Source organism: Agrococcus sp. Marseille-P2731 (assembly GCF_900117395.1).
Classification (GTDB): domain Bacteria; phylum Actinomycetota; class Actinomycetes; order Actinomycetales; family Microbacteriaceae; genus Agrococcus.
Genome location: NZ_FPEG01000001.1, coordinates 97,953 through 123,077, shown reverse-complemented (window position 1 = coordinate 123,077; position 25,125 = coordinate 97,953). Strand labels below are relative to the sequence as shown.

Sequence of the window (25,125 nt, the reverse complement as noted above, 5' to 3'; positions counted from 1 at the left end):
TGCCCGTGCCCCGCCCCATCGAGCAGCTGCCGCAGATCCGAACCGCCACCTCCTTCTACCGCGTGATGTCGTGGATCACGGGCATCTTCCTGCTGCTGCTCGTCGCCGAGATGGTGCTGAAGTACTCGCCCACCCACGTCGAGGTCTTCGCCTTCGGCGCGAGCGGCCCGCTCGCGCTCGAAGCGGTCGTGCCCGCGGCCGGCTGCCAGTGGTACTCCATGTTCGTGCCCGGCGGCATGGGCTGCGAGATCGTCTCGCTCGGCGAGGGCTTCAACGTCTCGCTGACGATCCTGATCGTGCACGGCTGGATCTACGTCGTCTACCTGTTCGCGAGCTTCCGTCTCTGGAGCCTGCTCCGCTGGCCCTTCAAGCGGCTGGTCGCGATGGCGCTCGGCGGCGTCGTGCCCTTCCTCTCCTTCTTCGTCGAGCGCCCGATGCACCGCGCCGCGGTCGCCGACGTCGCCCGACTCGAGGCCGAGCGGGCCGAGCGCTCCTCGGCGACTCGAGCCGACGCATCCACCACCGCCACCACGCCTCAGGAGGCCTGATGTCCGACACCGCTCAGCGGCCAGTGCTCGTGGTCGACTTCGGTGCGCAGTACGCGCAGCTGATCGCTCGCCGCGTGCGCGAGGCCGACGTCTACAGCGAGATCGTGCCCTCCACGATCTCGGCCGACGAGGTGCGCGCGAAGGATCCCGCCGCGATCGTGCTCTCGGGCGGCCCCTCGAGCGTCTACGCGGAGGGCGCGCCGCGGCTCGACGAGGGCATCCTCGAGCTCGGCATCCCGACCTTCGGCATCTGCTACGGCTTCCAGGTGATGGCCGCGCAGCTCGGCGGCACCGTCGCGCAGACCGGCAACCGCGAGTACGGCTCGACGGCGGTGACGGTGGGCGCGTCCGGCACGCTGCTCGACGGTCAGCCGAGCGCGCAGACGGTCTGGATGAGCCACGGCGACTCGGTCGCGGAGGCACCGGCGGGGTTCACGGTGCTCGCGGGCACCGCTGACACGCCCGTCGCCGCGTTCGAGGATCGCGAGCGGAAGATGGCGGGCGTGCAGTGGCACCCGGAGGTCAGGCACTCCGAGCACGGCCAGCGCGTGCTCGAGTCGTTCCTGCACGAGATCGCCGGCCTCCCGGGCGACTGGGACTCCGGCTCCATCATCGAGGAGCAGGTCGCGCGCATCCGCGAGCAGGTCGGCACCGATCGCGTCATCTGCGGCCTCTCGGGCGGCGTCGACTCGGCGGTCGCGGCGGCGCTGGTGCACGAGGCGATCGGCGACCAGCTCGTCTGCATCTTCGTCGACCACGGGCTGCTGCGGCAGGACGAGCGCGAGCAGGTCGAGCAGGACTACGTCGCCTCGACCGGCGTGCGGCTCGTGACGGTGGATGCGCGGCAGCGATTCATGGAGGCGCTCGCCGGGGTCACGGACCCGGAGGAGAAGCGCAAGATCATCGGGCGCGAGTTCATCCGCGCCTTCGAGCAGGCAGAGCGCGAGCTCGCGCTCGAGGCCGCCGAGGAGGGCGAGCCCATCCGCTGGCTCGTGCAGGGCACGCTCTACCCCGACGTCGTCGAGTCGGGTGGGGGCTCGGGCACCGCCAACATCAAGAGCCACCACAACGTGGGCGGGCTGCCGGACGACCTGCAGTTCCAGCTCATCGAGCCGCTGCGGGCGCTGTTCAAGGATGAGGTGCGCGCGATCGGCCGCGAGCTCGGGCTGCCTGACGTGATCGTCTCGCGCCAGCCGTTCCCGGGACCCGGGCTCGGCATCCGCATCATCGGCGAGGTGACGGAGGAGCGGCTCGACATCCTGCGCCGCGCCGACGCGATCGCGCGCGCCGAGCTCACTGCGGCCGGCCTCGACGGCGAGATCTGGCAGTGCCCGGTCGTGCTGCTGGCCGACGTGCGCTCGGTCGGCGTGCAGGGCGATGGTCGCACCTACGGCCACCCGATCGTGCTGCGCCCGGTCTCCTCGGAGGACGCGATGACGGCGGACTGGACGCGCCTGCCGTACGACGTGCTCGCCCGCATCTCGAACCGCATCACGAACGAGGTGGCTGAGGTCAACCGCGTCGTGCTCGACGTCACGTCGAAGCCGCCGGGCACCATCGAGTGGGAGTGAGCGCAGCGCACTGAGCGCGTCGCAGCCTCGGCCGCCGCGAACGACATCGTGGCTCAGCCGATCGGGTGGATGATGGGCGCATGGCACCGCAGGTCTCCCGCGAGCGAGCGGCGCGCACCGCAGCACTCTGGACGCTGGTCGGCGGCTTCGCCGCGGCGGCGCTCCTGGCGCTCGTGCCCGCGGGGTGGCTGCAGGAGCGGCTGCGCTTCGGCTGCGTGCTGGAGGCGGGTGTCTGGGCCTGCGACGGCGGAGCCGCGCTCGTGGCGGCCGGCGTCAGCAGCGCGGTGCTCGGCGGGCTCGCGCTCGGTGCCGTCGCGCTCATCGTGCGCGCGACCTGGGATCGCGCGAGGCTCCGCGCCGAGCGCTTCGGCTTCATCGCCTTGATCGCGGTGCTGCCCTCGCTCATCCTCTTCGCATGGCTGCTCGGCGACGCCATCCTGAGCGACGCCGTCGGTGTCGCGCACGACGACAGTCGCGTGTCGATGTGGGTCGAGCGGGCCATGGTCGCTGCGCTCATGACGGCGACCGCCGGCATGCTGGCGGGCTCGGCGCTGCGGATGCGCGCCGGCGGCCGCCCACGCAGGGCCGCGTTCGTCACGTTCGCCGCGGCGCTCGCGCTGCTCGTGGTCTCAGCCGCGGCATCCTCGTTCGGCACGCTGCCGACCGGCATCGCCGCTGCCGCCGCCATCCTTGCCGGCTGGCGCATCGCCGCAGGTGCGTGGCCCGCCAGATCGCGCTGACCGGGCGCGCCGGCTCGGTGCCATCGATGGAGTCCGAAGTCGCGATGTGAGAGATTGCTGCCGCGATGTCGATCCGGCCGGTCCCCGTTCGACGTCCTGAGTGAGAGGGTCGAGCAGCGACCCCGCAGGCAAGGAGGACGATCATGCAGTACATGCTCATCATGCGCTCGAACGACGAGGCTGTCGCGGCCTACCAGGAGCTCCCCTTCGAGCAGGTCATCGAAGCCATGGGGAAGTACAACGAGTCGATGATGGAGGCCGGCGTGCTCATCGCGGGCGAGGGCCTCAGCGACGCGAGCGAGGGCTTCGTCGTCGACTTCAGCACCGACCAGCCGCTCGTCACCGACGGCCCCTACGGCGAGACGAAGGAGCTGTTCAACGGCTTCTGGATCCTCGAGGTCGCCTCGAAGGAGGAGGCGGCGGAGTGGGCGAAGCGCTGCCCGCTGGGCCCGGGCTCCAAGCTCGAGGTGCGTCGGGTGACAGGCCCGGAGGACTTCCCGGCCGACAACGAGTGGGTGCAGAAGGAAGAGGGCTGGCGCGAGGAGCAGGCCGCCAAGACGGCCGCGGAGAGCCCCGGCGGTACCGCGGGCTGAGGCGCGGCGCCGCGGGTGCGCCGACTCCGAGGAGGTTCGGCGCGCCCGCGGGCGCGAGCAGACCGCGGCGCTGCAGCCGGCGGGCGAGGGCGGCGCTCCGTCAGACCGAGACGGTCGACTCGTCAGTGGTGCCGACCGCTGCCCCCTCGTCGGCGTCGACGCTCGCGCGATGCAGGGTCTCCGGCAGGCAGGCGATGCCCACGACGCCGATGACGCTCAGCGCCACGAGGTAGCCGGCGACGAGCCACGGCGTGCCGGCCGTCGCCGCGACGAGCGCGGTCGCGACCAGCGGCGCCGTGCCGCCGACGAGCGCCGCGGGGATCTCGCGCGAGATCGCGATGCCGCTCCAGCGCATGCGGGTAGGGAAGAGCTCGGCCAGCAGCGCGGCGCTCACGCCGATCGTGGCCCCCTGGATCACGGCGAGACCGAGGATCAGGCCGATGGCGACCAGGATCGTCTGCTCGGTGGTGAACAGCATGAACATCGGGAACGCGAAGGCGACCCCGAACAGCGCCGCACCCATCAGCACGGGCTTGCGGCCGATGCGGTCGGCCAGTCGCCCGAAGCCGAGGGTTGCGGGGATCGTCAGCAGCTCGGCGACGATGAGCGCGACGAGCGCATGCGTCGGGTCGACGCTGAGGGTGCCGGTCGTGTACGAGACCGAGAAGGTCTGGACGACGTAGACCCACGGGAGCGCGAACACGAACAGCGCCATGCCAGCCAGCAGCACTCGCCAGTGCGAGCGCACGGCTTGCGCGAGCGGCGCGCGCTGCACCTCGCCCTGGCGCTCGGCGCTCTCGAACGCCGCGGTCTCCTTGACCCGCAGGCGGAAGAAGAGGGCGAAGGCGACGATGACGATGCTCGCGATGAACGGGACGCGCCAGCCCCAAGCCTGGAACTGCTCGACGGGCATGAGGCTGATGAGCGCGAACGCCGTGGTCGCGAGCGCCATGCCGACGTAGACGGATGCGCCGGGGAAGCCTGCGACGAACGCGCGGTTGCGAGCCGGCGCGGACTCGCTCGCCATGGTCATCGCGCCGGCGAACTCGGCACCAGCGCCGGCGCCCTGGAAGATGCGCAGGACGATGAGCAGGATCGGCGCCCAGATGCCGATCGACTCGGCGGTGGGCAGCAGTCCGATGACGGTCGTCGCGATGCCCATCATGAGGAGCGTCGCCAGCAGCGTCGCCTTGCGGCCGACGCGGTCTCCGTAGTGGGCGAAGATCAGACCGCCGATCGGGCGGGCGCCGAAGCCGACAGCGAAGCCCGCGAAGGCGCCCATCAGGCCGGCGAACTCGCCGGCACCGGGGAAGAAGAGCGGGGCGAAGACGAGCGCCGAGGCGAGGCCGTAGAGCGTGAAGTCGTACCACTCGATGATCGTGCCGACCGAGCTGCCGATGACCGCTCGCCGTCGTTGCGTGCGGGAATCGAGCCCCGAGCGGTCGATGTCGTCGGCGATGGCGATGTTCATGGCACTCCTTCGTGCGGTGCGTTCGGTGCGTGCGGTGCGTGCGGTGCTGGGCCGGCCTTGCAGGCTCCCGAGCGAGGCAGCCAGGCCCGTGGGCAAGCGTCGCAGGGTGGGCGTGGTGAGGCGATGGGCGTCTGCGCCATCGCGATGCCATCTCAGTGGGGTGGCACCACACTGCCTCGGCGCGCGAGCCGGACGCGCGACGAGCGGCCGCGACGCGCCGCGTAGGGTCGATCGGGCAGGAGCGGGAGGGGTGCAGAGGTGGCGCGCGACGACAGCAGTCAGACCGACTCCGCCCGGCGCGCCGTCGTCGCGGTCTGGCGCATCGAATCCGCTCGCATCGTCGCGACGCTCACCCGCTTCACCCGCGACTTCGCGCTGGCCGAGGACGTGGCGCAGGACGCGCTCGCCGACGCGCTCGCCCAGTGGCCCGCGCAGGGCGTGCCGCGCAACGGCGCCGCCTGGCTCACCGCTGTCGCGAAGCGCAAGGCGATCGACGGCTGGCGGCGCCAGGAGCGGTTCGCCGAGCGGCTCGAGGCGATGGGGCAGGACCTCGAGCGCGAGCAGGCGACTGCAGGGGATGCGGTGCCCTGGGATCCGGACGAGGTCGACGACGACGTGCTGCGGCTCGTCTTCACCGCATGCCATCCCGTGCTCAGCCCGCAGGCTCGCGTGGCACTGACGCTGCGAGTGGTGGGCGGCCTCGAGTCCGCCGAGATCGCGCGGCTCTTCTTCGTGCCGGTCGCGACGATCCAGCAGCGCATCGTGCGCGCGAAGCAGGCGCTCGCCGACGCGCGGGTGCCCTTCGAGACGCCGCCGCGAGCCGAGCGCGAGCAGCGCATCGGTGCTGTGCTCGCGGTGCTCTACCTGATCTTCACCGAGGGGCACGCAGCGACTGCCGGCGACGACTGGATGCGGCCAGAGCTCTCGCGCGAGGCGATCCGGCTCGCGCGCATCCTCGCGGCGCTGCAGCCGGACGAGCCAGAGGTGCACGGCCTGCTGGCGCTGCTCGAGCTCACCGCGGCGCGCTTCCCCGCCCGCGTCGATGAGCGCGGCGAGCCGGTGCTGCTCGCCGACCAGGATCGCCGCCGCTGGGATCGCGGCGCCATCCGGCGGGGGAGAGCGGCGCTCCGGCGGGCCGAGGGCTTCGGTCGCGGCCTCGGCCCCTACGCGCTGCAGGCGGTGATCGCCGAGACGCACGCCGACGCACCCGACCTCGCATCGACGGACTGGGAGCGCATCATCGCCGCCTACGACGGGCTCGCGCAGATCGCGCCATCGCCGATCGTGGCCCTCAACCGTGCCGTCGCGGTGTCGATGGCGGCGGGCGAGGGGCGCGGCCCGGCTGCGGCGCTCGCGATCGTGGATGCGCTGGCGGGCGAGAGGTCGTTGGCGGTCGGCCACCTGCTGCCCTCGGTGCGCGGTGAGCTGCTCGCCCGCCTCGGGCGCGACGCGGAGGCCAGCGCGGCCTTCGCGCTCGCGGCAGCGCGCACCGGGAACGCCCGAGAGCGCGCTGTGCTGCTGGCTCGTGCCGCGGCCGGACGCTGAGCGACGCGCGGTCGAGCTCACGCGTCGCCGGTTCGCGCTGACACCCTCGCATATGGGGGTGATCGCACGGGCTACTACCCTGGAGGAGTGACGACCGCGACCCAGCACGCCCTGACCGAGGACCGCATCCGGCTGCTGCGCGACGACTTCCCGATCCTCGCCGAGCAGCCCGGGGGCGTGCCGCTCGTCTACCTCGACTCGGGCGCGACGAGCCAGCAGCCGCGGCAGGTGCTCGAGGCCGAGTGGGCGTTCCGCACGCAGCGCAACGCCGCCGTGCACCGCGGCGCGCACACCCTCGCGGCGCTCGCGACCGACGACTACGAGAGCGCGCGCGAGCGCATCGCCCGCTTCGTCGGCGCCCGCCCGACCGAGATCTCCTGGGCGATGAACGCGACGGACGCGCTCAACACCGTGGCGCTGTCGCTCGCGGCGGCGAACCGCGCCGGCGCCGTCGACCCGGCGCTCCGCATCCTCGCGGGTGACGAGATCGTCGTCACGGAGGCCGAGCACCACGCCAACCTGCTGCCGTGGCAGCGGCTGGCCGACGAGACCGGCGCGCGCCTGCGCTGGGTCGAGGTCGACGACGACGGCGTGTGGTCGACGGATGCGCTGCGCGCGCTCATCACGGAGCGCACGCGCGTCGTCGCGCTCGCACACGTCTCGAACGTGACGGGGCTCATCGCCGATGTCCCTGCGGTGGTGGAGGCGGCGCACGCGGTGGGCGCGCTCGTCGTGCTCGACGCCTGCCAGTCGGTGCCGCACCGCCCGGTCGACCTGCGTGCGCTCGGGGTGGACGCGGCTGCCTTCTCGAGCCACAAGATGCTCGGGCCCGGCGGCATCGGCGTGCTCTACCTCGCGGAGGCGCTCGGGGCAGCGCTGCCGCCCGCGCGCGTCGGCGGATCGATGATCACGACGGTCACGATGACCGAGCACGAGTGGCTGCCCGCACCGCAGAAGTTCGAGGCGGGCACGCAGCCCGTGGGGGCCATCGTCGGCCTCGCCGCCGCGGTCGACTACCTCGAGGGCGTGGGCATGGCCGCGATCGAGCAGCACGAGCTCGTGCTCGGGCAGCGGCTCGCGGCCGGCGCCGCCTCGATCGATGGCGTGCGCCTGGTCGGCCCGCCGCCCGGGCAGGAGCGCGCCGGCATCGCCAGCGTCATCGTCGACGGGGTGCACGCGCACGACGTCGGCCAGGTGCTCGACGCGCAGGGCATCGCCGCGCGCGTCGGCCACCACTGCGCGCAGCCGCTGCACCGCCGCCTGGGTGTGGCCGCGACGACCCGCGCATCCGCCTACCTGTACACGACCGACGACGAGGTCGACCGCTTCCTCGACGCGCTCGCCGGCGTGCGCGCCTACTTCGGGGCCGCGTGATGGCAGACCCGCTCGCCGGCCTCTACCAGGAGCTGATCCTCGAGCACGCGAAGCGGCGCGCTGGGGAGGGCGAGCTCGAGCCGTTCGACGCCGAGCGGTTCCTGCGCAATCCCACCTGCGGCGACGAGATCCGGTTGCGCGTGCGCCTCGGCGGCGAGGGTGAGGGACCGGTCGTGGATGCGCTCGGCTGGATCGGGCAGGGATGCTCGATCTCGCAGGCGTCCGCGTCGGTGCTCGCTGAGGAGGCGCCGGGGCTGACCGTCCAGGCGGTCCGCGAGCGCATCGAGGCGCTGCGCGAGCTGCTGCGCGCGCGCGGTGCGATCGAGCCCGATGAGCAGCTGCTGGGCGACGCCGTCGCCTTCGCCGGCGTCGCGAGGTTCCCCATGCGGGTGAAGTGCGCGATGCTCGCGTGGGTCGCCCTCGAGGAGGCGCTCGTCGAGGCGCTCGCCGAGCCCGAGCGCTGACCCCCGCGCACGAGCCGACCGGTGCTGCTGCGTGTGAGCGGTGCCGGCATGCCAGCACCACTCGGGCGCACCAGCACCGCTCGCTGACTGCACCGACGCATCCGGCATGCCCGCTGTGATGGGATGGGTTCCGTCACCCAGGAGGTCAGATATGTCGAGCACCAGCCCGAGCAGCGAGCCCACCACAGCGCCGATCGGCGAGCGCATCGGTCGCGTCGCCGGCACGTGGTTCCCGCTCGTCGTGCTCGTCGCCGGCGCGATCGCGATCGCCGTGCCGCAGGTGTTCCTGCCGCTCGGGCCGTGGATCAACGTGCTGCTCGGCGTCATCATGCTCGGCATGGGGCTCACGCTGCAGCCCGTGGACTTCGCGGTGATCGCGAAGAAGCCGAAGGCGTTCGTCATCGGTGTCGTGGCGCAGTACGTCGTCATGCCGCTCGCCGCCATCGGTCTGGCCACCCTGTTCCAGCTGCCGCCCGCCCTGCTCGTCGGCGTCGTGCTCGTCGGCTCCGCGCCGGGTGGCACCTCGTCGAACGTGATGGTCTACCTCGCGAAGGGCGACACCGCGCTCTCGGTGGCCATGACCACCGCCTCGACGCTGCTCGCGCCGGTGCTGACGCCGCTGCTGGTGCTGTGGCTCGCCGGCTCCTACCTGCCGGTCGATGCCTGGGCCCTCTTCCAGTCGATCATCCTCATCGTCCTGCTGCCGGTGATCGCAGGCGTCGTGCTGCGCCTGCTGCTCCCGAAGGTCGTGGCGGCCGTCCTGCCGTGGCTGCCGCTGGTGTCGGTCACGGGCATCACGCTCGTCGTGCTCGCGGTGGTCGCGGGCTCGGCGGCGACGATCCTGTCGGTGGGCCTGCTCGTCGCCCTCGTCGTGATCCTGCACAACGGCGTCGGCTACGGTCTCGGCTTCCTCGCCGCGAAGTCGGTCGGGCTCGACACCTCGGCGCAGCGCGCTGTGGCGATCGAGGTCGGCATGCAGAACTCGGGCCTTGCCGCCGGTCTCGCTCGCACGCACTTCTCACCGGAGGCGGCGCTGCCCGCTGCGATCTTCTCCGTCTGGCACAACGTCTCGGGTGCCCTGCTGGCCTCGTTCTGGTCGCGGCGCCCGCCGAAGGACGCCGTGGCGGACGACGCGCCGGAGGCCGTCGTCAGCTGATCCTCACCGCGCCGGTCGCGCCCCGTCACCCCGTGCTGCTGCAGCGCGTGGGCGGCGGGGCGTATCGTCTGCTGCAACCGAAGTGGGGAGGCGGCGATGGCGCTGCGCTGGTACTCGAACGTGATCGAGACGACGGATGTGTCGAGGCTCGCCCGCTGGTGGGCCGCCGCGCTCGACTGGGAGGTCATGTACGAGGCGGCCGACGAGGTCGTCATCGTGCCGAAGTGGGCACGCGAGCTGAGCGCGAAGCTCGAGTTCCACCAGGTGCCGCCGGGCCTCGTGTTCGTGCGCGTCGACCACCAGAAGCAGACCAAGAACCGCATCCACATGGATCTCGCCCCGCACACGAGCGATGACCGCGATGCGGAGATCGCGCGCCTCGAGTCGCTCGGTGCGACGCGCATCGACGTCGGCCAGGGGCCCGACGTGAGCTGGACGGTGCTCGCCGACATCGACGGCAACGAGTTCTGCGTGCTCTCGTCGCGCGAGGTGTAGCGCTGCGACGACGAAGGGCCCCGGCGCGATGCCGGGGCCCTCTGTCGTGAGGATTCGAGCTAGTTGTTGCCTCGTACGATCGCGATGATGCGCAGGATCTCGACGTAGAGCCAGATGATCGTCAGCACCAGGCCGAAGGCAGCGGACCAGCCGTACTTCTTGTGCACGCCGCGCTTGACGCCCATCTCGATGCCCTCGAAGTCCATGACCAACGAGTAGGCACCCAGCAGCACCGCGAGACCACCGAGGAGCACGCCCCACGGGATGCCGAACAGCGGGCTGGGGGCCGAGCGCATGCCGAAGGCGAGGTCGCCGGTCGCGCCGAAGAGCATCATGCCGAAGTTCACGAGCGAGAAGACGCCGTAGCCGATGATCGCGATGAAGAAGATCTTGTTGAGCTTCGGCGACGTCCGGAAGATGCGGAACGCGTAGCCGGCGAGCGTGACACCGATCACGCAGGCGGTGGCGAGCAGCGCCTGGAAGATGATGCCGTCGAGCTGCATGCCGAACTCGAGCATGCCCGAGAATCCGCCGAGGAACAGGCCCTGCGCCGCGGCATAGCCGAGGATGAGCGCGGGGCTCGGCTCCTTCTTGAAGATGTTGACGAGCGCGAGCACGAAGCCGACGAGCGCGCCACCGTAGGTGAGCACGAAGAAGGGCGTCGTAGTGCCCTGCAGCATCACCATGCCGAGCGTGATGAGGAAGCCGACCGCAGTCACGCCGAGCGTGAGCGCCGTCTTCATGATGACGCCGTCGTAGGTCAGGCGCTCGGTCTCGACCGGGCCCGCCGCCGGAGCGTTGAACTGCTGGTTCAGCTGCTCGGGGGTGGGCACGCCGGGCTGCTGCTGACCGTACGGCGCCTGGCCGTAGGACTGCTGGCCGCTGGGCTGCTGCCCGAACTGCTGCTGGCCGTAGGGCGCCTGTCCATACGGAGCCTGGCCGTAGGGAGCCTGCTGGCCACCGGGGGTGGCCTGTGCAGCGCGCTGAGAATTCTCGCTGAACGCGGGGGAATTGCGGAACGCCGGGTTGCCTGCCAAGGGGTTTCCTCCAAGATGGTGTGGCCGTCGTGATGACGGACACGGTCAGCGTATCGAGCGACCGTCGGTTTTTGCTGTGGATCACGGGCCGTTCGCCCACCGCGCACCGCCGCTAGCCTGGCCCCGTGCATCCGACGCGCGTCATCGCCCACCGCGGCGCCTCCGGCTGGGCGCCCGAGCACACCGAGACGGCGGTGCGCCTCGCAGCGCAGCTGGGCGCTGATGCTGTGGAGCCCGATCTCGTCGCCACGCGTGACGGCGTGCTCGTCGTGCGCCACGACAACGAGCTCGGCGAGACGACCGACGTCGCGAGTCGGCCGGAGTTTGCCGATCGGCGTCGCACCGAGGTGATCGACGGCACCCGGCTCACCGGCTGGTTCGTCGAGGACTTCGCGTGGTCGGAGGTGGCGACGCTCCGCGCTCGCGAGCGACTGCCGGCGCTGCGACCGGCGAGCGCGCGACGCGACGGCGCTGAGGGCATCCTGCGCTTCACCGAGCTGCTCGCGATCGCCGAGCAGACCGGGCTCGATGTCGTCGCCGAGCTCAAGCACGCCAGCCATCACGCAGCGATCGGCCTGCCGCTCGCGGCGATGGTGGCGGATGCGGTGGCCGGCACCCGGTGGGCGACGCCCGGCGCGCTGACGGTCGAGTCGTTCGAGGAGGCGGCGCTGCACGAGGTGCGCGCAGCCGGGGTCGAGGCCCGGCTGGTCTACCTCATGGAGGAGGACGGCACCGCCGCCGACCTGGTCGACGGGCCCTCCGCATCCACCACCTATGCCGAGCAGCGCAGCGACGCGGGCCTCGCTGCGCTCGGTGCCCGGGTGGACGCCATCAGCGTCGCGAAGTCGGTGCTCTTCGACCGCAGCGGCGGCGAGCTGCGCACGAGCGACGTGGTCGAGCGTGCGCGCGCGGCTGGCCTCGGCACGATCACCTGGACGCTGCGGCCCGAGAACGCCTTCCTCGAGCCCGAGCATCGGCTGGGCGAGCATCCGGCCGCGTGGGGGAACTGGCAGCAGGAGTGGGGGATGCTCGCCGAGCTCGGCCTGGAGGCGGTCTTCGCCGACCACCCCGACCTGTGGCGGCGGATCCAGCGCTGAGGTCCTGCGATGGGCGGCACCCGCTGCCACGGCGGGGGACACTGCACGACGACTTGCCATCTCGCGTTCACCTGGCGTTCGCCGGGGAGCACCTGCACGTCGTCCGGCACGCGTTGGCTGAGCGGGTCCCACCCATCGAAGGAACCCCATGCGCCGTCGCACCCCAGCCATGCTCGCCGCCGCGATCCCCGCGGCGCTCGCAGCATCCCTCCTCATCGCCCCCGCCGCATCCGCGGCCGACACCGACATCGTCATCAACGAGGTGCAGTCCAACAGCGCTGAGGGCGCCCCCGACTTCTTCGAGCTGACGAACATCGGCTCCGCGCCCGTCGACATGTCGGGCTGGATCGCGCGCGACAGCAAGGATGCGCCCGACGCCGAGTTCGTCGAGCTCCCGGCCGGCACCGTGATCGAGCCCGGCGAGATCGTCGCCTTCGAGCCCGACACGCTCGCAGGCATGGGCCTCGGCAAGCAGGACGCGGTGCGCATCTTCACCGCGAGCGGCACGCTCGTCGCCGAGCACACCTGGAGCGAGCATGTGATCAGCGAGGGGCGCGTGCCCGATGGCACCGGCGCCTTCGGCCCGACCGAGCCGACGCCCGGCGCCGCGAACGTCGCGCGCTTCGCCGCGTCGCCGATCGTGATCAACGAGGTCGAGTCGAACGGCGACGCGCGCGGCGACTGGGTCGAGCTCGCGAACACCGACACCGTGAACACGGTCGATCTCTCTGGCTGGACGCTCGTCGACGGCGACCCGGAGCACGAGCCGATCGTGCTGCCGGAGGGCGCGACGATCGAGTCGGGCGGCTACCGCGCGATCATCACCGACGGCACCGCCTACACCACCGACTTCGGCCTCGGCGGCGGCGACTCCGTGACCCTGCGCGACGCTGCTGGCGCGGTCGTCGACCAGTTCAGCTGGGAGTCGCACGCGGACGTCACCTACGCGCGCTGCGCCGACATGACCGGCGGCTTCGTGCAGGCGGCGACGTCGACCTTCGAGCTCGTCAACGACTGCTCGACGGTCGACGAGCCGGTCGTCGAGGCCGAGCCGTGGCCGTTCGCCCAGACGGTGACGGATGCGGTGGCCGCCGGCACGTGGGGTGACGACATGTCGGGCCTCGACTACGCGGCCGACGGCACGCTGTTCGCCGTGAACAACGACAACGCCGAGATCTTCGAGCTGACCGAGGGCGCTGACGGCGTCTTCTCGATCGCGCAGTCCTGGATCCCGACCTACGCGGATGGGTCGGGGCAGCCCGACGCCGAGGGCATCTCGGTCGCCGGCGACGGCGCGATCTTCCTGGCGACGGAGCGCGACAACGCGGCCAAGAGCGTCAGCCGCCCGTCGATCCTGCGCGTCGAGCTCGGCGCCGACGGCACCTCGACCACGACGCACGAGTGGAACCTCACCTCGGTGCTGGGCGAGCTGGGCGCGAACCTCGGGCCCGAGGCGATCGAGTGGATCTCGGACGCCGACGCGACCCGACTGGGCGTGCTCGACGCATCCGGCGCTGCGTATGACCCTGACGCCTACGGCGAGCACTCCGGCGGCGTCTTCGCCTTCGCGGTCGAGCAGACCGGCATGGTCTACGTCGCGGTGCTCGAGGCATCGGGCGAGATCACGCTGCTGCAGGAGGCCGACCCGGGCGCGGCGCTCGAGGTCGTCATGGGCCTCGACTGGGCCGCGGGCGGCAATGCCCTGTGGGCGCTGTGCGACGAGGCGTGCGACAACCGCCACGCGGAGCTCGCCTTCGTCGATGGTCAGCTGACGGCGCAGCGCGCCGTGCACGCGGCGCCGACCATGGAGGCCGGCTACACCAACGAGGGCCTCGCGATCGACTGGTGCGAGACCGACCCGGCCGCGGTGCCGACGGTCGCGTGGATCTCGGACACAGCGCATGAGGGTGTCTCGCTGCGGATCGCGGCGGGCGACGAGTGCGCGGCGGTGGCACCGGTCGACCCGACCGAGCCCGGCGAGCCGACGGTGCCGGCTGAGCCGGCCGAGCCGACGGCGCCCGGCGAGCCGACCGACCCCGGCGCGGGCCAGGGCGACGACGGTCAGGGCGACGACGGTCAGGGCGCAGGCTCGTCGGGCGGCCAGGTCGGCGGCGACGGCACGCTGCCGCAGACCGGCGCCGACGCGCCCGTCATGCTGATGGCCGGCGCGCTGCTCCTGCTGCTCGCGGGTGCGGGCCTCGTGCTCGGTCGACGCCGCAGCGCCTGAGGCGCTCGCGTCACCCGCTGGTTGAGGAGCGCGCGCCGCAGGCGCTCGCGTCACCCGCTGGTTGAGGCGCGCGCGCCGCAGGCGCTCGCGTCACGAAACCATGGCCGAGGTCTCGAGACGCGTGCGGCCCGAGGCCGCGCGCTCCTCGACCAACGGAGGGGTGCGGCCTGCGGCCGCGCGCTCCTCGACCGACGGAGGGGTGCGGCCTGCGGCCGCGCGCTCCTCGACCAAGGGAGGCCTCGACCGGCGGAGGACCGACGGCGCGTGTCGGCGGGCGCACGTAGAATCGGGGTGATGAGCGACTTGTGGGGGCTGGGCGACGACGGCTTCGAAGCGGTGCAGCGTCCCGGCCCGACCGGGCCGCGCGGCGACGGCATCCCGGAGCACCTGCTGGCTGGCCTGAACCCGCCGCAGCGCGAGGCCGTCGAGCACCGCGGACCGGCCCTGCTGATCGTCGCCGGCGCCGGCTCCGGCAAGACGCGAGTCCTCACCCACCGCATCGCCGGCCTGCTCGCCACCCGCGAGGCGTGGCCGAGCCAGATCCTCGCCATCACCTTCACCAACAAGGCCGCGGCCGAGATGCGCGAGCGCGTCGAGCACCTCATCGGCGAGGAATCGCGCGGCATGTGGATCTCGACGTTCCACTCCGCGTGCGTGCGCATCCTGCGCCGCGAGGCCGAGGAGTTCGGCTTCAAGCAGTCCTTCACCATCTACGACTCCGGCGACGTGCGGGCCCTCATCAAGCGGCTCATCAAGCAGCGCGGCGCCGACATCCAGGGGCTGACGCCGGGCGGGGTCTCCGCCCGCATCTCGAAGGCGAAGAACGAGCTGCACGACGTCGACTCCTGGGCCCGCACCGCGAGCCTCGAGAACCCGCTCGACGCGGCCTTCCTCGAGCTGTGGCGCGACTACGACGCCGAGCTGCGGCGCGCGAACGCCTTCGACTTCGACGACCTCATCTCGCAGACCGTCTTCCTGCTGCGCGCCTTCCCGAACGTGGCCGCGCAGTACCGCAAGCGCTTCCGCCACGTGCTGGTCGACGAGTACCAGGACACCAACGCCGCGCAGTACGCCCTCATCCGCGAGCTCACGCAGCCCGTCACCCGCATGCAGCTGCCCGATCTGCGCAGCGACCTGCCCGGCGCATCGCTGACGGTCGTGGGCGACTCCGATCAGTCGATCTACGCGTTCCGAGGCGCCGACATCCGCAACATCACCGACTTCGAGCGCGACTTCGCGGGCGCCCGGGTGATCATGCTCGAGCAGAACTACCGCTCGACGCAGAACATCCTCTCGGCGGCGAACGCCGTCATCGGCAACAACTTCGACCGGCGGGCCAAGAACCTCTGGACCGACTCGGGCGACGGCGCGAAGATCATCGGCTTCACCGGCTACTCGGGCCACGACGAGGCGCAGTTCGTCGCCGACGAGATCGTCGAGCTCACGAGCGGCGGCATGTCCTACAGCGACATCGCCGTCTTCTACCGCACGAACGCGCAGACCCGAGCGCTCGAAGAGGTGCTGATCCGCACGGCGGTGCCCTACCGCGTGATCGGTGGCACCAAGTTCTACGAGCGCGCCGAGATCAAGGATGCGATGGCCTACCTGATCACGGTGGCCAACCCCGCTGATTCGCTGAGCCTCCGCCGCATCATGAACGTGCCCAAGCGCGGCATCGGCCCCGCGACCGAGGCCGCGCTGCAGGCCTTCGCCGACGAGCACCAGATGACGCTGCGGGATGCGATGCGTCGCGTCGACGAGATCGCGCTCGGCCCGAAGGTGGCGGCAGCGATCAAGGACCTCGCGACGCTGCTCGACGAGTGGAGCGCCCGGCCCGACGCCGACCCCGGTGAGGTGCTGCGCGAGCTGATGAGCCGCTCGGGCTACACCGACCAGCTGCGGCGCTCGCCCGACCCGCAGGATGCCGCGCGGCTCGAGAACGTCGAGGAGCTGGTGGCGGTGACGCGCGAGTACCGCCGGCAGAACCCCTCGGGCACCCTGATCGACTTCCTCACCGAGACGGCGCTCGTCGCCGCGGCCGACGAGCTCGACAGCTCCGGCGGCCAGGTCTCGCTCATGACCCTGCACACGGCGAAGGGCCTCGAGTTCGACGCGGTGTTCATCACCGGCGTCGAGGAGGAGCTGCTGCCGCACCGGATGGCGGCGATGGAGCCCGGCGGGCCGGCCGAGGAGCGCCGCCTGTTCTACGTCGGCATCACCCGAGCGCGCCAGCGGCTGCACCTCTCGCTCGCGATGACGCGCGCGCAGTTCGGCGAGGTGTCGCCCGCTGCGCCCAGCCGCTACCTCGAGGAGATCCCGGCCGAGCTGATCGACTGGCGCACGCCGCCGACCGCGACCCGCGGCGCGCAGCCGCGCGCGCTCGGCGGCCGCTGGCGCGACGAGCCGCGCGAGTCCTTCGTGACCGGTTTCCGCGACGCGCCGAAGCCGCTGCCCAAGGGGCCCAAGAAGGTGTTCGCCAACATGATCACCGAGGTGCGCGACAACAGCGCCATGGTGCTCGAACCAGGCGACCGCATCCGCCACAAGGACTTCGGCGAGGGCCGCGTGCAGGCCATCACCGGTGTCGACAAGAAGCGCGTCGCCGAGGTGCTCTTCGACGGCGTCGGCCGCAAGCGGCTGCTCGTGAAGATCGCGCCGATCGAGAAGATCAGCTTCTAGCGGGAGCGACGAGCGAGCCGGCTCAGAGGCCGGGCGTCACCAGCAGCACCATCGCGACGAGCGTCACCGCGCCGACGAGCCAGATGACCGGCTGAAGACGGCGCCGCAGCGTGCGCGGCGGCCTGTCGTCGTCGTAGCGGTCGAACCACGGATCGAGCTCCGGTGGCACGGCGTCCTGCTCGCGGCTGTGCCCACGCTCTTGCTCCTGCATGCCCCCAGCCTGTCACGCGCCGGCGCATCCGTCACGCGCTACGAGGTGGCGCTGCTGTAGTCGGGCAGCTGCTGCAAGGTCCAGCGGTTGCCGTCCGGGTCGGAGAACCCGACGAAGCGGCCCCACGCCTGCTCGTCGACCTCGCTCGCCTCGATGCCGGCAGCGCGCAGCTCGGCGTGAGCGGCGTCGGCGTCGTCGATCACGACCTGCACGTTGCGCAGGCTGCCGGGCGCATCCTCCGTCAGTCCCTCGCCGAACGCGATCGAGCACGCCGAGCCCGGCGGCGTCACCTGCACGAACCGCAGGCCCTCCTGCACGGTCTGGTCGTGGTCGACGCGCCAGCCGAGCCGCTCGCCGTAGAACGCCTTGGCTCGATCCGTGTCGCTCACCGGCACGAAGATCAGCTCGATGCGGTACTCCATGACTGCTCCCATCGTCGAGCGCTCGCCGTCGAGCGCGCTGCGCGCGATGCTACGCCCGGGCACCGACACGCGACGATGCGGTGGTGCTCGCGGTACCCCCCGGAGACGACGGATGCCGTCCCGCAGTGCGCGGGACGGCATCCGTCGTGTGCGTGGTCGGTGCCGACGAGGCGGTGCTACTCGCCGACGCTCGGCCCCTCCGGGTGGTTCGGGCCGTCGCCCCGGATCTTCGGCAGCGCCGTCGTCGAGAGACGACCGCGGTCGAGCTCTGGGTGCGGCTCCTGCGACTCGATCTCCTCGTCGAGCGCGGCGATCGCGGTCGTCTCGAGCGACGGCAGCGAAGCCTCGTAGCGCGCGCGGCGGCGCTTGAGCCACATCGCACCGACGATGATCAGCAGCATCACCGCGTAGGCGACGATCGAGAACGGGCTCTGCACGAGGTAGGTCGGATCGCCCTGCCCGATCTGCATCGCCTTGCGCAGCTGCTCCTCGGCCATCGGACCGAGGATGGCCCCCACCACGAGCGGCGCGATCGGGAACCCGAGGCGCCGCATGAAGAAGCCGAGCACGCCGAGCACCAGCAGCACGCCGATGTCGAACACCGTGAAGTTCGCCGCGTACGCGCCCAGGCCCGCGAAGACCAGGATGCCCGCGTAGAGGTAGGGGCGCGGGATCTGCAGCAGCTTCACCCAGATGCCGACGAGCGGCAGGTTGAGCACGAGCAGCAGCACGTTGCCGATGTAGAGGCTCGCGATGAGCGCCCACACGAGCTCCGGCTGGTTCTCGAACAGGCGGGGGCCCGGCTGGATGCCGTAGCCCTGGAAGGCGCTCAGGATGATCGCCGCCGTCGCCGTGGTCGGGATGCCGAGCGTCAGCAGCGGCACGAGCACGCCCGCGGCCGCCGCGTTGTTCGCCGACTCGGGGCCGGCGACGCCCTCGATGGCGCCCTTGCCGAACTGCTTGCGGTACTCGGGCTTCGCGAGGCTCCGCTCCGTCGCGTACGACAGGAACGTCGCGACGTCGGCACCGCCAGCGGGGATCGAGCCGATCGGGAAACCGATGAAGGAGCCGCGGAGCCACGGCTTCCAGGAGCGCGCCCAGTCGGAGCGCCGCATCCAGGTGCGCCAGCCGCGCGTGATCGGGATGATCGGCAGCTCGCCGCCGCGCAGGCGCGAGCCGACGTAGAGCGCCTCGCCGAGGGCGAACAGGCCCACCGCGACCAGCACGACGTCGATGCCGTCACCCAGCTGCGGGATGCCGAGGGTGAAGCGGGTCTGACCGGTGAGGGTGTCGACGCCGATGAGCCCGACGAACAGGCCGAGCGAGAGCGAGACCATGCCGCGCCACATGCTGTCGCCCAGGAGCGCGCCGACCGTGAGGAAGGCGATCACCATCAGCGCGAAGTAGTCGGCGGGACCGAGGCCGACCGCGAATCGCGCGACGAGCGGAGCGAGCAGCGTCAGCAGCACGGTCGCGATCGTGCCGGCGACGAACGAGCCGATCGCCGCGGTCGCGAGCGCGGCTGCGCCGCGACCGGCGCGCGCCATCTTGTTGCCCTCGAGCGCGGTGACGATCGACGCGGACTCACCGGGCGTGTTCAGCAGGATCGACGTGGTCGAGCCGCCGTACATGCCGCCGTAGTAGATGCCGGCGAAGACGATGAACGCCGCGGTCGGCTCGAGCACGTAGGTGATGGGCAGCAGCAGCGCGACCGTCATGGCCGGGCCGATGCCTGGCAGCACGCCTACGGCGGTGCCGAGCAGCACGCCGAGCAGCGCGTACAGCAGGTAGATGGGCTGGAGGGCGGTGGCGAAGCCGTCGAGCAGCAGGGACCAGGTGTCCATCAGATGCCGATCCAGGAGGTCAGGGTGCCGGTGGGAGGCAGCGTCAGGCCGAGCAGGGTGCCGAACACGATCTGCGTGATGACGCCCATGGCGAGCCCGATCAGGGCGGCGACCCACCAGCGCTTCGCACCGAGCGCGAGCGAGGCGCCCGTGAACAGGATGGCCACGCCGAGCGGCCAGCCCAGGTGCGGGATGGTGAGCATGAGGGAGAGGAAGCTCAGCACGATGATGCCCGTGACACCCCAGGAGGTGCCGTGCTCGAGGTCGACATCCTCGCCCTCCTCCGCGTGGCCGTAGCGCCCGCGCAGCTGGCCGATGAGCACCGCGATCGCGCTCAGCAGCATCAGGCCGCCGACGGCGTAGGGCACGACGCGTGCGCCGAGCGTGTTCGTCGAGCCGGGAGGCTCGCGGATGGTGGTCGTCGCGATCAGGACGGCGATCGAGAGCACGATGAGCAGCCCGACGAAGGCCATCGACTCGATGCGCAGGGAACGCGACGCCGCCGGCGCACCCGAGGGTGCACCGGCGGTCGTCGAGGCGGTCATTCGATCAGGCCGATCGTGCGCAGGGTCTCCTGCGTGAGCGAGATGTCCTCCGTGAGGAAGGCGTCGAACTCGTCGCCCGGCATGAACGCGTCCGTCCAGCCCTTGGTGGAGAGCTGCTCGGCCCAGGCGTCCTGGTCGTGCAGCTGCGTGGCGAGGTCGACCAGCGCGGTGCGCTCCTCGTCGGTGATGTCCCCCGGCGCGATGATGCCGCGCCAGTTGGTCAGCGTGATGTCGATGCCCTCGTCCTGGATGGTCGGCACGTCGGGCAGCGCCTCGGCGGGCTCGTCGCTGGAGACGGCGAGCGCCCGCAGGTCACCCGAGAGCACCGACTCCGAGAACTCGCCGACGCCGGAGATGCCGGCCTGCACGGTGTTGCCGAGCAGCATCGTGAGCGCCTCGCCGCCGCCGGAGTTGGCGACGTAGTTGAGGGTCCCCGGCACCTCGGCCGGGGCGACGCCCGCCTCGGTGAGGAGCAGGCCCGCGAGGATGTGGTCGATGCCGCCGGCCGAGCCGCCCGTCACCGCGACGCCCTGGCCCTCGGCGACGACCGCGTCGACGAGGTCCTGCAGCGTCTGGTACTCCGAGTCGGCGGGCACGACGATGACCAGCGGCTCCTCGGTGAGCTTCGCGATCGGCGTCATGTCCTCGATGCGGTTCTCGGATGCGTTGGTCTCGACCGCGCCGACCATCACGGAGCCCGTGATCATCAGCGTGTTGGGGTCGGTCTCCGTCGCGAGCGAGGCGAGGCCGACGGTGCCGCCGGCGCCGCCGATGTTCGACACCGGTGCCGAACCGACGAGGCTGGTCTCCGTGAGCACCTGGCCGAGGGTGCGGGCGGTCTGGTCCCAGCCGCCGCCCGGGTCGGCCGGTGCGATGACGTTGACGGCGCTGATCGCCGCGGGTGCCCCGCCCTCTGCGCCCTCGGAGCCCGCCGGAGCGGTGCCGCCCGTCGAGCATGCGGCGAGGGTCAGGGCTGCTGCGCCCGCCAGGCCGATTCGGAACATGGTCTGCGTGCGCGTGCTGCGCGTGGTGCTCGGGTGCATGGATCGCACGTCTCCTCCTTGAGCGCCCGGCTCCATGCCGGGTCACGATCTGTGGCGACCGTAGTCGCAGGCCGCCGCCGCGGTGCCGTTGTGGTCGAAAGGGAGCGTTTCGGTCGTTTCGGTCAGCGTCGGAGGGACGGCCGGCGGCCTACGATGGGGCCGTGAGACGAGCGATGAGGCTGCGCACGCAGCTGGTGCTGCTGCAGAGCGCCATCATGCTCGTCGTCATCGTCGGCTCCGGCATCGCTGCCGCCTGGCTGCAGGAGCGCGCGATCCGCGACGCCTACCAGGACCGCATGGTCGGCGTCGCCTACTCGGTCGCGCAGCTGCCCACCGTCATCAACGCCTTCGACGACCGCGATCCGTCGATCGTCATCCAGCCGATCGCCGAGACCGTCCGGAGCGCATCCGACGTCACCTACGTCGTCGTCACCGACGTCGGCGGCATCCGCTTCTCCCATCCGAACCCCGACCGCATCGGCGAGGTCGCCTCGACGCCGGCGGATGCGGTCATCACCGGGGGCCTGTTCACCGACACGCAGACGGGCACCCTCGGCACGTCGTGGCGGGCGAAGGTGCCGGTGTTCGGCGCGGAGGGCGAGATCATCGGCCAGGTCTCGGTCGGCATCCTCGAGTCGGAGCTGCACGCCGAGTGGGCGGCCAACATCTGGGTGCTCGCGCTGTGCCTCGCCGTCGCGGCGATCGTCGGGGTGCTGCTGGCCACGTGGGCCGCCGCAGTCGTGCGGCGCAGGATCCACGGCGTGGAGCCGGACGAGATCAAGGCGATGCTCGAGACGCGCAACGCCACGCTCCACGGCATCGGCGAGGGCCTCGTGGTGCTCGACGAGCGAGGCGCGATCGTGCTCTGCAACGACGCGGCGCTGCGACTGCTGGGGCGCGAGGGCGAGGATCTCGCCGGGGTCTCGGTCACCGAGGTGCTCGACGCGCAGGTCGAGCCGCTGCTGGCCGACGCGGGCGAGCAGCAGCTGGTGCTCGCGGGCGAGCGCGTGCTCGTCGTGCGCGCCGACCCCGTCGTGGTCGACGGCCGCGACGTCGGCACCGTGCTGATCCTGCGGGACCGCACCGAGCTCGACGCGGCGCTGCGCGACCTCGCCGGGGCCAAGGGCTCGACCGAGACGCTGCGCGCGCAGCAGCACGAGTTCGCGAACACGCTCCACACGCTCGGCGGGCTGCTCGAGCTGGGCGAGACCGAGGCCGCCATGGGCGTCATCCGCCGCGCCGGCGCCGGCGGTGCGCTCGACGCGCTCGAGCCCGCCTCGGGCACCTCCGCCATCCTCGAGCTCGAGGTCTCGGCACTCCTGCTCGCGAAGCGCGCGCAGGCGCGCGAGCGCGGCGTCGAGCTGGTGGTGGCGGCGGATGCGTCGCTGCAGCCGGCACCGTCGGTCGAGGTCGCCGGAGACTGGCTGACGGTGCTGGGCAACCTCATCGACAACGCCCTCGACGCGACTGCAGGCGGCAGGGTCGAGATCGCGCTGCGCGACGCGGAGACGGATGCGGGCAGGGTGGTCACGATCGCAGTCGACGACGACGGCGAGGGCGTGCCGGAGGAGCTGCGCGACTCGATCTTCGACGTCGAGTTCTCGACGAAGCAGCGCCCGGCCGGGGGCGCGCGCGGCTACGGGCTGACGCTCGTGCGTCGCGTCGCGGAGCGCCTCGGCGGCTCGGCGACGGTCGAGCGATCCCCGCTCGGAGGCGCGCGCTTCATCGCCCGACTGCCGGTCGCGGCCGACGCGGATGCGGTGCTCGGCGCGGGAACCGCCGGCACCGTGCGCGCACCGGCGTCAGCCGGTGACCGGGGGGCGCTGCCGTGAGGCTGCTGCGCGTGCTGATCGTCGAGGACGACAAGGCCGTCGCGATCGTCACCCGCGGCTTCGTCGAGCGCCACGGCGCCTTCGCGGTCGTCGGCGAGGCCGGCACCGGGCGCGACGCCCTCGAGGCGATCGAGGCCGTGCGCCCCGACCTCGTGCTCCTCGACGTGCACCTGCCCGACGCATCCGGCATCGAGGTGCTGCGGGTCGCACGCGCGCGCGGCTTCGCGGGCGAGGTGGTCGCCGTGACCGCCGCCCGCGACCTCGAGACCGTGCGGGCGGCGCGCACCTTCGGCGTGCGCCACTACCTCGTCAAGCCGTTCGGGCTCGAGGCGATGCGCGAGCGCCTCGAGGCGATCCGCGCCGAGCTCGCGCAGGTGGAGCACCTGGCGACGCAGCCGCTCGACCAGCGCGCGGTGGATGCGATGCTGCAGCCGAGCGAGCGGCAGAAGCCTGGCTCCGCCGGCTCGCAGCTGACACTCGACCGCGTGGCCTCGCTGCTCGCGGCGGTCGACGAGACCGTGAGCGCGGCCGAGGTCGGGGAGCGGCTGGGGATGTCGCGCGTGAGCGCTCGCCGCTACCTCGACCGCCTCGTGGTGGAGGGGCGCGCGGCCGTCGCGCCCCGCTATGGCGGCACCGGGCGGCCAGAGCTGCGCTACAGCGCTCGCTGAGTCAGCGCGCGGCGCCACTTGTCAGGCCGCCGTGCGCTCCCGTGGCTACGATGCCCGCATGGTGAAGCGGTGGGGGCGCGCGCTCGCGTCAGGCGCGGCGGCATCGCTCGTCGTCGGAGCGCTCGCGGGGTGCGGCATCACCATCCCCGCAGACCCCGACGGCACCCTGGAGCGGGTCTCCGGTGGCGTGCTCGAGGCCGGGGTGACGCCCAACCCGCCGCATGCGGAGACGGGCGGCACGCATCCGACCGGCACCGAACCCGCGCTCGTGACCTCCTTCGCCGAGTCGATCGGTGCGCGCGTGGAGTGGACCGAGGGCAGCGAGGAGCAGCTCGTCGGGCTGCTCGAAGCGGGCGAGCTCGACCTGGTGATCGGCGGCATCTCGGATGCGACGCCCTGGGTCGACCGCGCGGCCGTCACGCGCAGCTATGCGCAGGCAGTGCAGCCCGATGGCTCGACGGCGGGCCTCGTGATGCTCGCGCCACTGGGTGAGAACGCGTTCCTCACGGCGCTCGAGCGCCACCTCGACGCGGAGACGGCGGTCGCGCAGTGAGCCGCGTGCACGAGATCGGTGGCCGGCCGATGCCCGAGGAGCAGGCGCGGGCGCTGCGCAAGGCGCGCAACCTCGAGTGGGCCGTGCTGGGCTTCACCACCTGCACGATCGTGCTGGTGGCGCTCGTGATGGGCAGCTCGCAGGCGATGCGCACGGCCTGGTTCGAGGACCTGCTGTCGACGATCCCGCAGATCGCCTTCCTCGTGGCGCTGCCCTTCATCCGCCGATCGGCGACCGCGAAGCACCCCTACGGCTACCACCGGGCGATGGGGATCGGGCACCTCGTGTCAGGCGTCGCGCTGCTGGGCGTCGGTGGCTCGCTCTGCTTCGAGGCGATCAGCGGCCTCGTCAAGCAGGAGCACCCTCCGATCGGCACGATGCAGCTGTTCGGCATCACCTTCTGGCAGGGCTGGGCCATGATCGCGGTGATGTCGGTGATCGTCATCGGTCCGCTCATCTACGGACGCATGAAGATGCAGCTCGCGAAGCAGCTGCACAGCAAGCTGCTCTACGCCGACGCCGACATGGCGCAGGCCGACTGGACCACGAACGTCGGCTCGATCGTCGGTGTGCTCGGCATCGGCATGGGCCTGTGGTGGCTCGATGGCGCTGCCGCCCTCTTCATCTCGCTCGGCATCCTGAAGGACGGGCTGAAGAACACCCGGGCGGCGGTGCTCGACCTGATGGACATGCGCGCGACCGTCGTCGACCAGTCCGAGCCCGACCCCGTGCAGGGGCGCATCGACGATGCCATGCGCCGACGCCGCTGGGTGCGCGAGGCCGCCAGCCGCATCCGCGACGAGGGCCAGGTGCTGCACGTCGACGCGCACGTCGTGCCGAAGCGCGCGAAGGTGCGGGTGACGGATGTCGAGCGCATGATCGAGGATCTCAAGGAGGTCGACTGGCGCGTGCAGGATGTCTCGGTGACCGTCGTCACCGAGCTGGCGCTGCCCGACGAGGAGGAGCAGCGGCGAGGTCGCCGCTGACGTGGCCGCGGCGCCATCCTGCTC

At 71.9% G+C, this 25,125-nt stretch carries 23 protein-coding genes; 16 read left to right on the top strand and 7 right to left on the bottom strand.

Annotated elements, in window-relative coordinates; all coding sequences use genetic code 11:
* The first annotated feature begins 5 nt into the window (after nucleotides 1–5).
* The 4 genes from BQ6202_RS00565 (at nucleotide 6) to BQ6202_RS00550 (ending at nucleotide 3,452) form a co-directional block, all read left to right on the top strand.
* On the top strand, nucleotides 6–548 hold the full coding sequence (locus tag BQ6202_RS00565) for a DUF3817 domain-containing protein (protein WP_072312733.1): 543 nt from the start codon (nucleotides 6–8) through the stop codon (nucleotides 546–548).
* On the top strand, nucleotides 548–2,119 hold the full coding sequence (guaA, locus tag BQ6202_RS00560; protein ID WP_072312732.1) for a glutamine-hydrolyzing GMP synthase: 1,572 nt from the start codon (nucleotides 548–550) through the stop codon (nucleotides 2,117–2,119). The genes BQ6202_RS00565 and guaA overlap by 1 nt, the downstream gene beginning before the upstream one ends.
* An 80-nt stretch (nucleotides 2,120–2,199) precedes the next feature.
* Nucleotides 2,200–2,859 (top strand): hypothetical protein, encoded by a 660-nt coding sequence (locus tag BQ6202_RS00555; protein ID WP_072312731.1) that lies wholly within the window; start codon nucleotides 2,200–2,202, stop codon nucleotides 2,857–2,859.
* Nucleotides 2,860–3,002: 143 nt separating this feature from the next.
* Entirely contained in the window at nucleotides 3,003–3,452 is a 450-nt protein-coding gene (locus BQ6202_RS00550; protein ID WP_072312730.1) for a YciI family protein, read from the top strand.
* Between the two features lie 100 nt (nucleotides 3,453–3,552).
* Here BQ6202_RS00550 and BQ6202_RS00545 read toward each other — a convergent pair whose 3' ends face one another.
* Complete coding sequence (locus BQ6202_RS00545) at nucleotides 3,553–4,923, bottom strand: MFS transporter (RefSeq protein ID WP_072312729.1); 1,371 nt, start codon at nucleotides 4,921–4,923, stop codon at nucleotides 3,553–3,555.
* A 258-nt stretch (nucleotides 4,924–5,181) separates the two neighbouring features.
* On the opposite strand from BQ6202_RS00545, the gene BQ6202_RS00540 reads away from it, so the two are divergent.
* The 5 genes from BQ6202_RS00540 to BQ6202_RS00520 all read left to right on the top strand — a co-directional run bounded on the left by BQ6202_RS00540 (nucleotide 5,182) and on the right by BQ6202_RS00520 (nucleotide 9,957).
* Nucleotides 5,182–6,468, top strand: a complete 1,287-nt coding sequence (locus BQ6202_RS00540; RefSeq protein ID WP_072312728.1) for an RNA polymerase sigma factor — start codon at nucleotides 5,182–5,184, stop codon at nucleotides 6,466–6,468.
* An 87-nt stretch (nucleotides 6,469–6,555) separates the two neighbouring features.
* Complete coding sequence (locus BQ6202_RS00535; RefSeq protein WP_072312727.1) at nucleotides 6,556–7,842, top strand: aminotransferase class V-fold PLP-dependent enzyme; 1,287 nt, start codon at nucleotides 6,556–6,558, stop codon at nucleotides 7,840–7,842.
* Nucleotides 7,842–8,306, top strand: a complete 465-nt coding sequence (sufU, locus tag BQ6202_RS00530; protein ID WP_072312726.1) for a Fe-S cluster assembly sulfur transfer protein SufU — start codon at nucleotides 7,842–7,844, stop codon at nucleotides 8,304–8,306. Before BQ6202_RS00535 ends, sufU begins: the two co-directional genes overlap by 1 nt.
* A gap of 151 nt (nucleotides 8,307–8,457) precedes the next feature.
* Nucleotides 8,458–9,462 (top strand): bile acid:sodium symporter family protein, encoded by a 1,005-nt coding sequence (locus tag BQ6202_RS00525; protein WP_072312725.1) that lies wholly within the window; start codon nucleotides 8,458–8,460, stop codon nucleotides 9,460–9,462.
* Nucleotides 9,463–9,558: 96 nt separating this feature from the next.
* Nucleotides 9,559–9,957: a VOC family protein gene (locus BQ6202_RS00520; protein WP_072312724.1), complete on the top strand. Its 399-nt coding sequence runs from the start codon at nucleotides 9,559–9,561 to the stop codon at nucleotides 9,955–9,957.
* 59 nt (nucleotides 9,958–10,016) lie between these two features.
* Here BQ6202_RS00520 and BQ6202_RS00515 read toward each other — a convergent pair whose 3' ends face one another.
* A complete protein-coding gene (locus BQ6202_RS00515) occupies nucleotides 10,017–10,994 on the bottom strand; it encodes a Bax inhibitor-1/YccA family protein (RefSeq protein ID WP_072312723.1) in 978 nt (325 codons plus the stop codon).
* 125 nt (nucleotides 10,995–11,119) lie between these two features.
* Between BQ6202_RS00515 and BQ6202_RS00510 the strand changes: the two genes are divergently transcribed.
* The 3 genes from BQ6202_RS00510 (at nucleotide 11,120) to BQ6202_RS00500 (ending at nucleotide 16,997) form a co-directional block, all read left to right on the top strand.
* On the top strand, nucleotides 11,120–12,091 hold the full coding sequence (locus BQ6202_RS00510; protein ID WP_072312722.1) for a glycerophosphodiester phosphodiesterase family protein: 972 nt from the start codon (nucleotides 11,120–11,122) through the stop codon (nucleotides 12,089–12,091).
* Nucleotides 12,092–12,239: 148 nt separating this feature from the next.
* Nucleotides 12,240–14,318 (top strand): lamin tail domain-containing protein, encoded by a 2,079-nt coding sequence (locus BQ6202_RS00505; protein WP_083586783.1) that lies wholly within the window; start codon nucleotides 12,240–12,242, stop codon nucleotides 14,316–14,318.
* Nucleotides 14,319–14,612: 294 nt separating this feature from the next.
* Nucleotides 14,613–16,997: an ATP-dependent helicase gene (locus BQ6202_RS00500; protein ID WP_072312720.1), complete on the top strand. Its 2,385-nt coding sequence runs from the start codon at nucleotides 14,613–14,615 to the stop codon at nucleotides 16,995–16,997.
* 22 nt (nucleotides 16,998–17,019) lie between these two features.
* Here BQ6202_RS00500 and BQ6202_RS00495 read toward each other — a convergent pair whose 3' ends face one another.
* The 5 genes from BQ6202_RS00495 to BQ6202_RS00475 form a co-directional block, all read right to left on the bottom strand.
* The gene (locus BQ6202_RS00495; RefSeq protein ID WP_072312719.1) at nucleotides 17,020–17,208 is read right to left on the bottom strand and encodes a hypothetical protein; all 189 of its coding nucleotides are present in this window, start codon (nucleotides 17,206–17,208) and stop codon (nucleotides 17,020–17,022) included.
* Nucleotides 17,209–17,246: 38 nt separating this feature from the next.
* Nucleotides 17,247–17,678 carry a glyoxalase superfamily protein gene (locus BQ6202_RS00490; protein ID WP_268753740.1) on the bottom strand — a complete coding sequence of 144 codons (432 nt, stop codon included), beginning with the start codon at nucleotides 17,676–17,678 and terminating at the stop codon, nucleotides 17,247–17,249.
* Nucleotides 17,679–17,806: 128 nt separating this feature from the next.
* Nucleotides 17,807–19,474 carry a tripartite tricarboxylate transporter permease gene (locus BQ6202_RS00485; RefSeq protein ID WP_083586780.1) on the bottom strand — a complete coding sequence of 556 codons (1,668 nt, stop codon included), beginning with the start codon at nucleotides 19,472–19,474 and terminating at the stop codon, nucleotides 17,807–17,809.
* Nucleotides 19,474–20,019, bottom strand: a complete 546-nt coding sequence (locus tag BQ6202_RS00480) for a tripartite tricarboxylate transporter TctB family protein (RefSeq protein WP_072312718.1) — start codon at nucleotides 20,017–20,019, stop codon at nucleotides 19,474–19,476. Before BQ6202_RS00480 ends, BQ6202_RS00485 begins: the two co-directional genes overlap by 1 nt.
* Complete coding sequence (locus BQ6202_RS00475) at nucleotides 20,016–21,062, bottom strand: Bug family tripartite tricarboxylate transporter substrate binding protein (protein ID WP_234946101.1); 1,047 nt, start codon at nucleotides 21,060–21,062, stop codon at nucleotides 20,016–20,018. The genes BQ6202_RS00480 and BQ6202_RS00475 overlap by 4 nt, the downstream gene beginning before the upstream one ends.
* 161 nt (nucleotides 21,063–21,223) lie before the next feature.
* On the opposite strand from BQ6202_RS00475, the gene BQ6202_RS00470 reads away from it, so the two are divergent.
* Genes BQ6202_RS00470 through BQ6202_RS00455 form a run of 4 tightly spaced genes read left to right on the top strand, consistent with a single transcriptional unit; the run spans nucleotide 21,224 to nucleotide 25,101 of the window.
* Nucleotides 21,224–22,894, top strand: coding sequence for an ATP-binding protein (locus BQ6202_RS00470; RefSeq protein WP_159433604.1), 1,671 nt, complete (start codon nucleotides 21,224–21,226; stop codon nucleotides 22,892–22,894).
* A gap of 11 nt (nucleotides 22,895–22,905) precedes the next feature.
* Complete coding sequence (locus BQ6202_RS00465) at nucleotides 22,906–23,562, top strand: response regulator (RefSeq protein ID WP_234946080.1); 657 nt, start codon at nucleotides 22,906–22,908, stop codon at nucleotides 23,560–23,562.
* A gap of 58 nt (nucleotides 23,563–23,620) precedes the next feature.
* The gene (locus BQ6202_RS00460; protein ID WP_072312716.1) at nucleotides 23,621–24,115 is read left to right on the top strand and encodes a transglycosylase SLT domain-containing protein; all 495 of its coding nucleotides are present in this window, start codon (nucleotides 23,621–23,623) and stop codon (nucleotides 24,113–24,115) included.
* A complete protein-coding gene (locus BQ6202_RS00455; protein WP_234946079.1) occupies nucleotides 24,112–25,101 on the top strand; it encodes a cation diffusion facilitator family transporter in 990 nt (329 codons plus the stop codon). Before BQ6202_RS00460 ends, BQ6202_RS00455 begins: the two co-directional genes overlap by 4 nt.
* Nucleotides 25,102–25,125 lie beyond the last annotated feature (24 nt).

Coding starts and splice junctions, on each gene's coding strand:
- guaA (WP_072312732.1), top strand. CDS start 548: ATGTCCGACACCGCTCAGCGGCCAGTGCTCGTGGTCGACTTCGGTGCG.
- BQ6202_RS00555 (WP_072312731.1), top strand. CDS start 2,200: ATGGCACCGCAGGTCTCCCGCGAGCGAGCGGCGCGCACCGCAGCACTC.
- BQ6202_RS00550 (WP_072312730.1), top strand. CDS start 3,003: ATGCAGTACATGCTCATCATGCGCTCGAACGACGAGGCTGTCGCGGCC.
- BQ6202_RS00545 (WP_072312729.1), bottom strand. CDS start 4,923: ATGAACATCGCCATCGCCGACGACATCGACCGCTCGGGGCTCGATTCC.
- sufU (WP_072312726.1), top strand. CDS start 7,842: ATGGCAGACCCGCTCGCCGGCCTCTACCAGGAGCTGATCCTCGAGCAC.
- BQ6202_RS00525 (WP_072312725.1), top strand. CDS start 8,458: ATGTCGAGCACCAGCCCGAGCAGCGAGCCCACCACAGCGCCGATCGGC.
- BQ6202_RS00520 (WP_072312724.1), top strand. CDS start 9,559: ATGGCGCTGCGCTGGTACTCGAACGTGATCGAGACGACGGATGTGTCG.
- BQ6202_RS00505 (WP_083586783.1), top strand. CDS start 12,240: ATGCGCCGTCGCACCCCAGCCATGCTCGCCGCCGCGATCCCCGCGGCG.
- BQ6202_RS00500 (WP_072312720.1), top strand. CDS start 14,613: ATGAGCGACTTGTGGGGGCTGGGCGACGACGGCTTCGAAGCGGTGCAG.
- BQ6202_RS00495 (WP_072312719.1), bottom strand. CDS start 17,208: ATGCAGGAGCAAGAGCGTGGGCACAGCCGCGAGCAGGACGCCGTGCCA.
- BQ6202_RS00485 (WP_083586780.1), bottom strand. CDS start 19,474: ATGGACACCTGGTCCCTGCTGCTCGACGGCTTCGCCACCGCCCTCCAG.
- BQ6202_RS00480 (WP_072312718.1), bottom strand. CDS start 20,019: ATGACCGCCTCGACGACCGCCGGTGCACCCTCGGGTGCGCCGGCGGCG.
- BQ6202_RS00475 (WP_234946101.1), bottom strand. CDS start 21,062: ATGCACCCGAGCACCACGCGCAGCACGCGCACGCAGACCATGTTCCGA.
- BQ6202_RS00460 (WP_072312716.1), top strand. CDS start 23,621: ATGGTGAAGCGGTGGGGGCGCGCGCTCGCGTCAGGCGCGGCGGCATCG.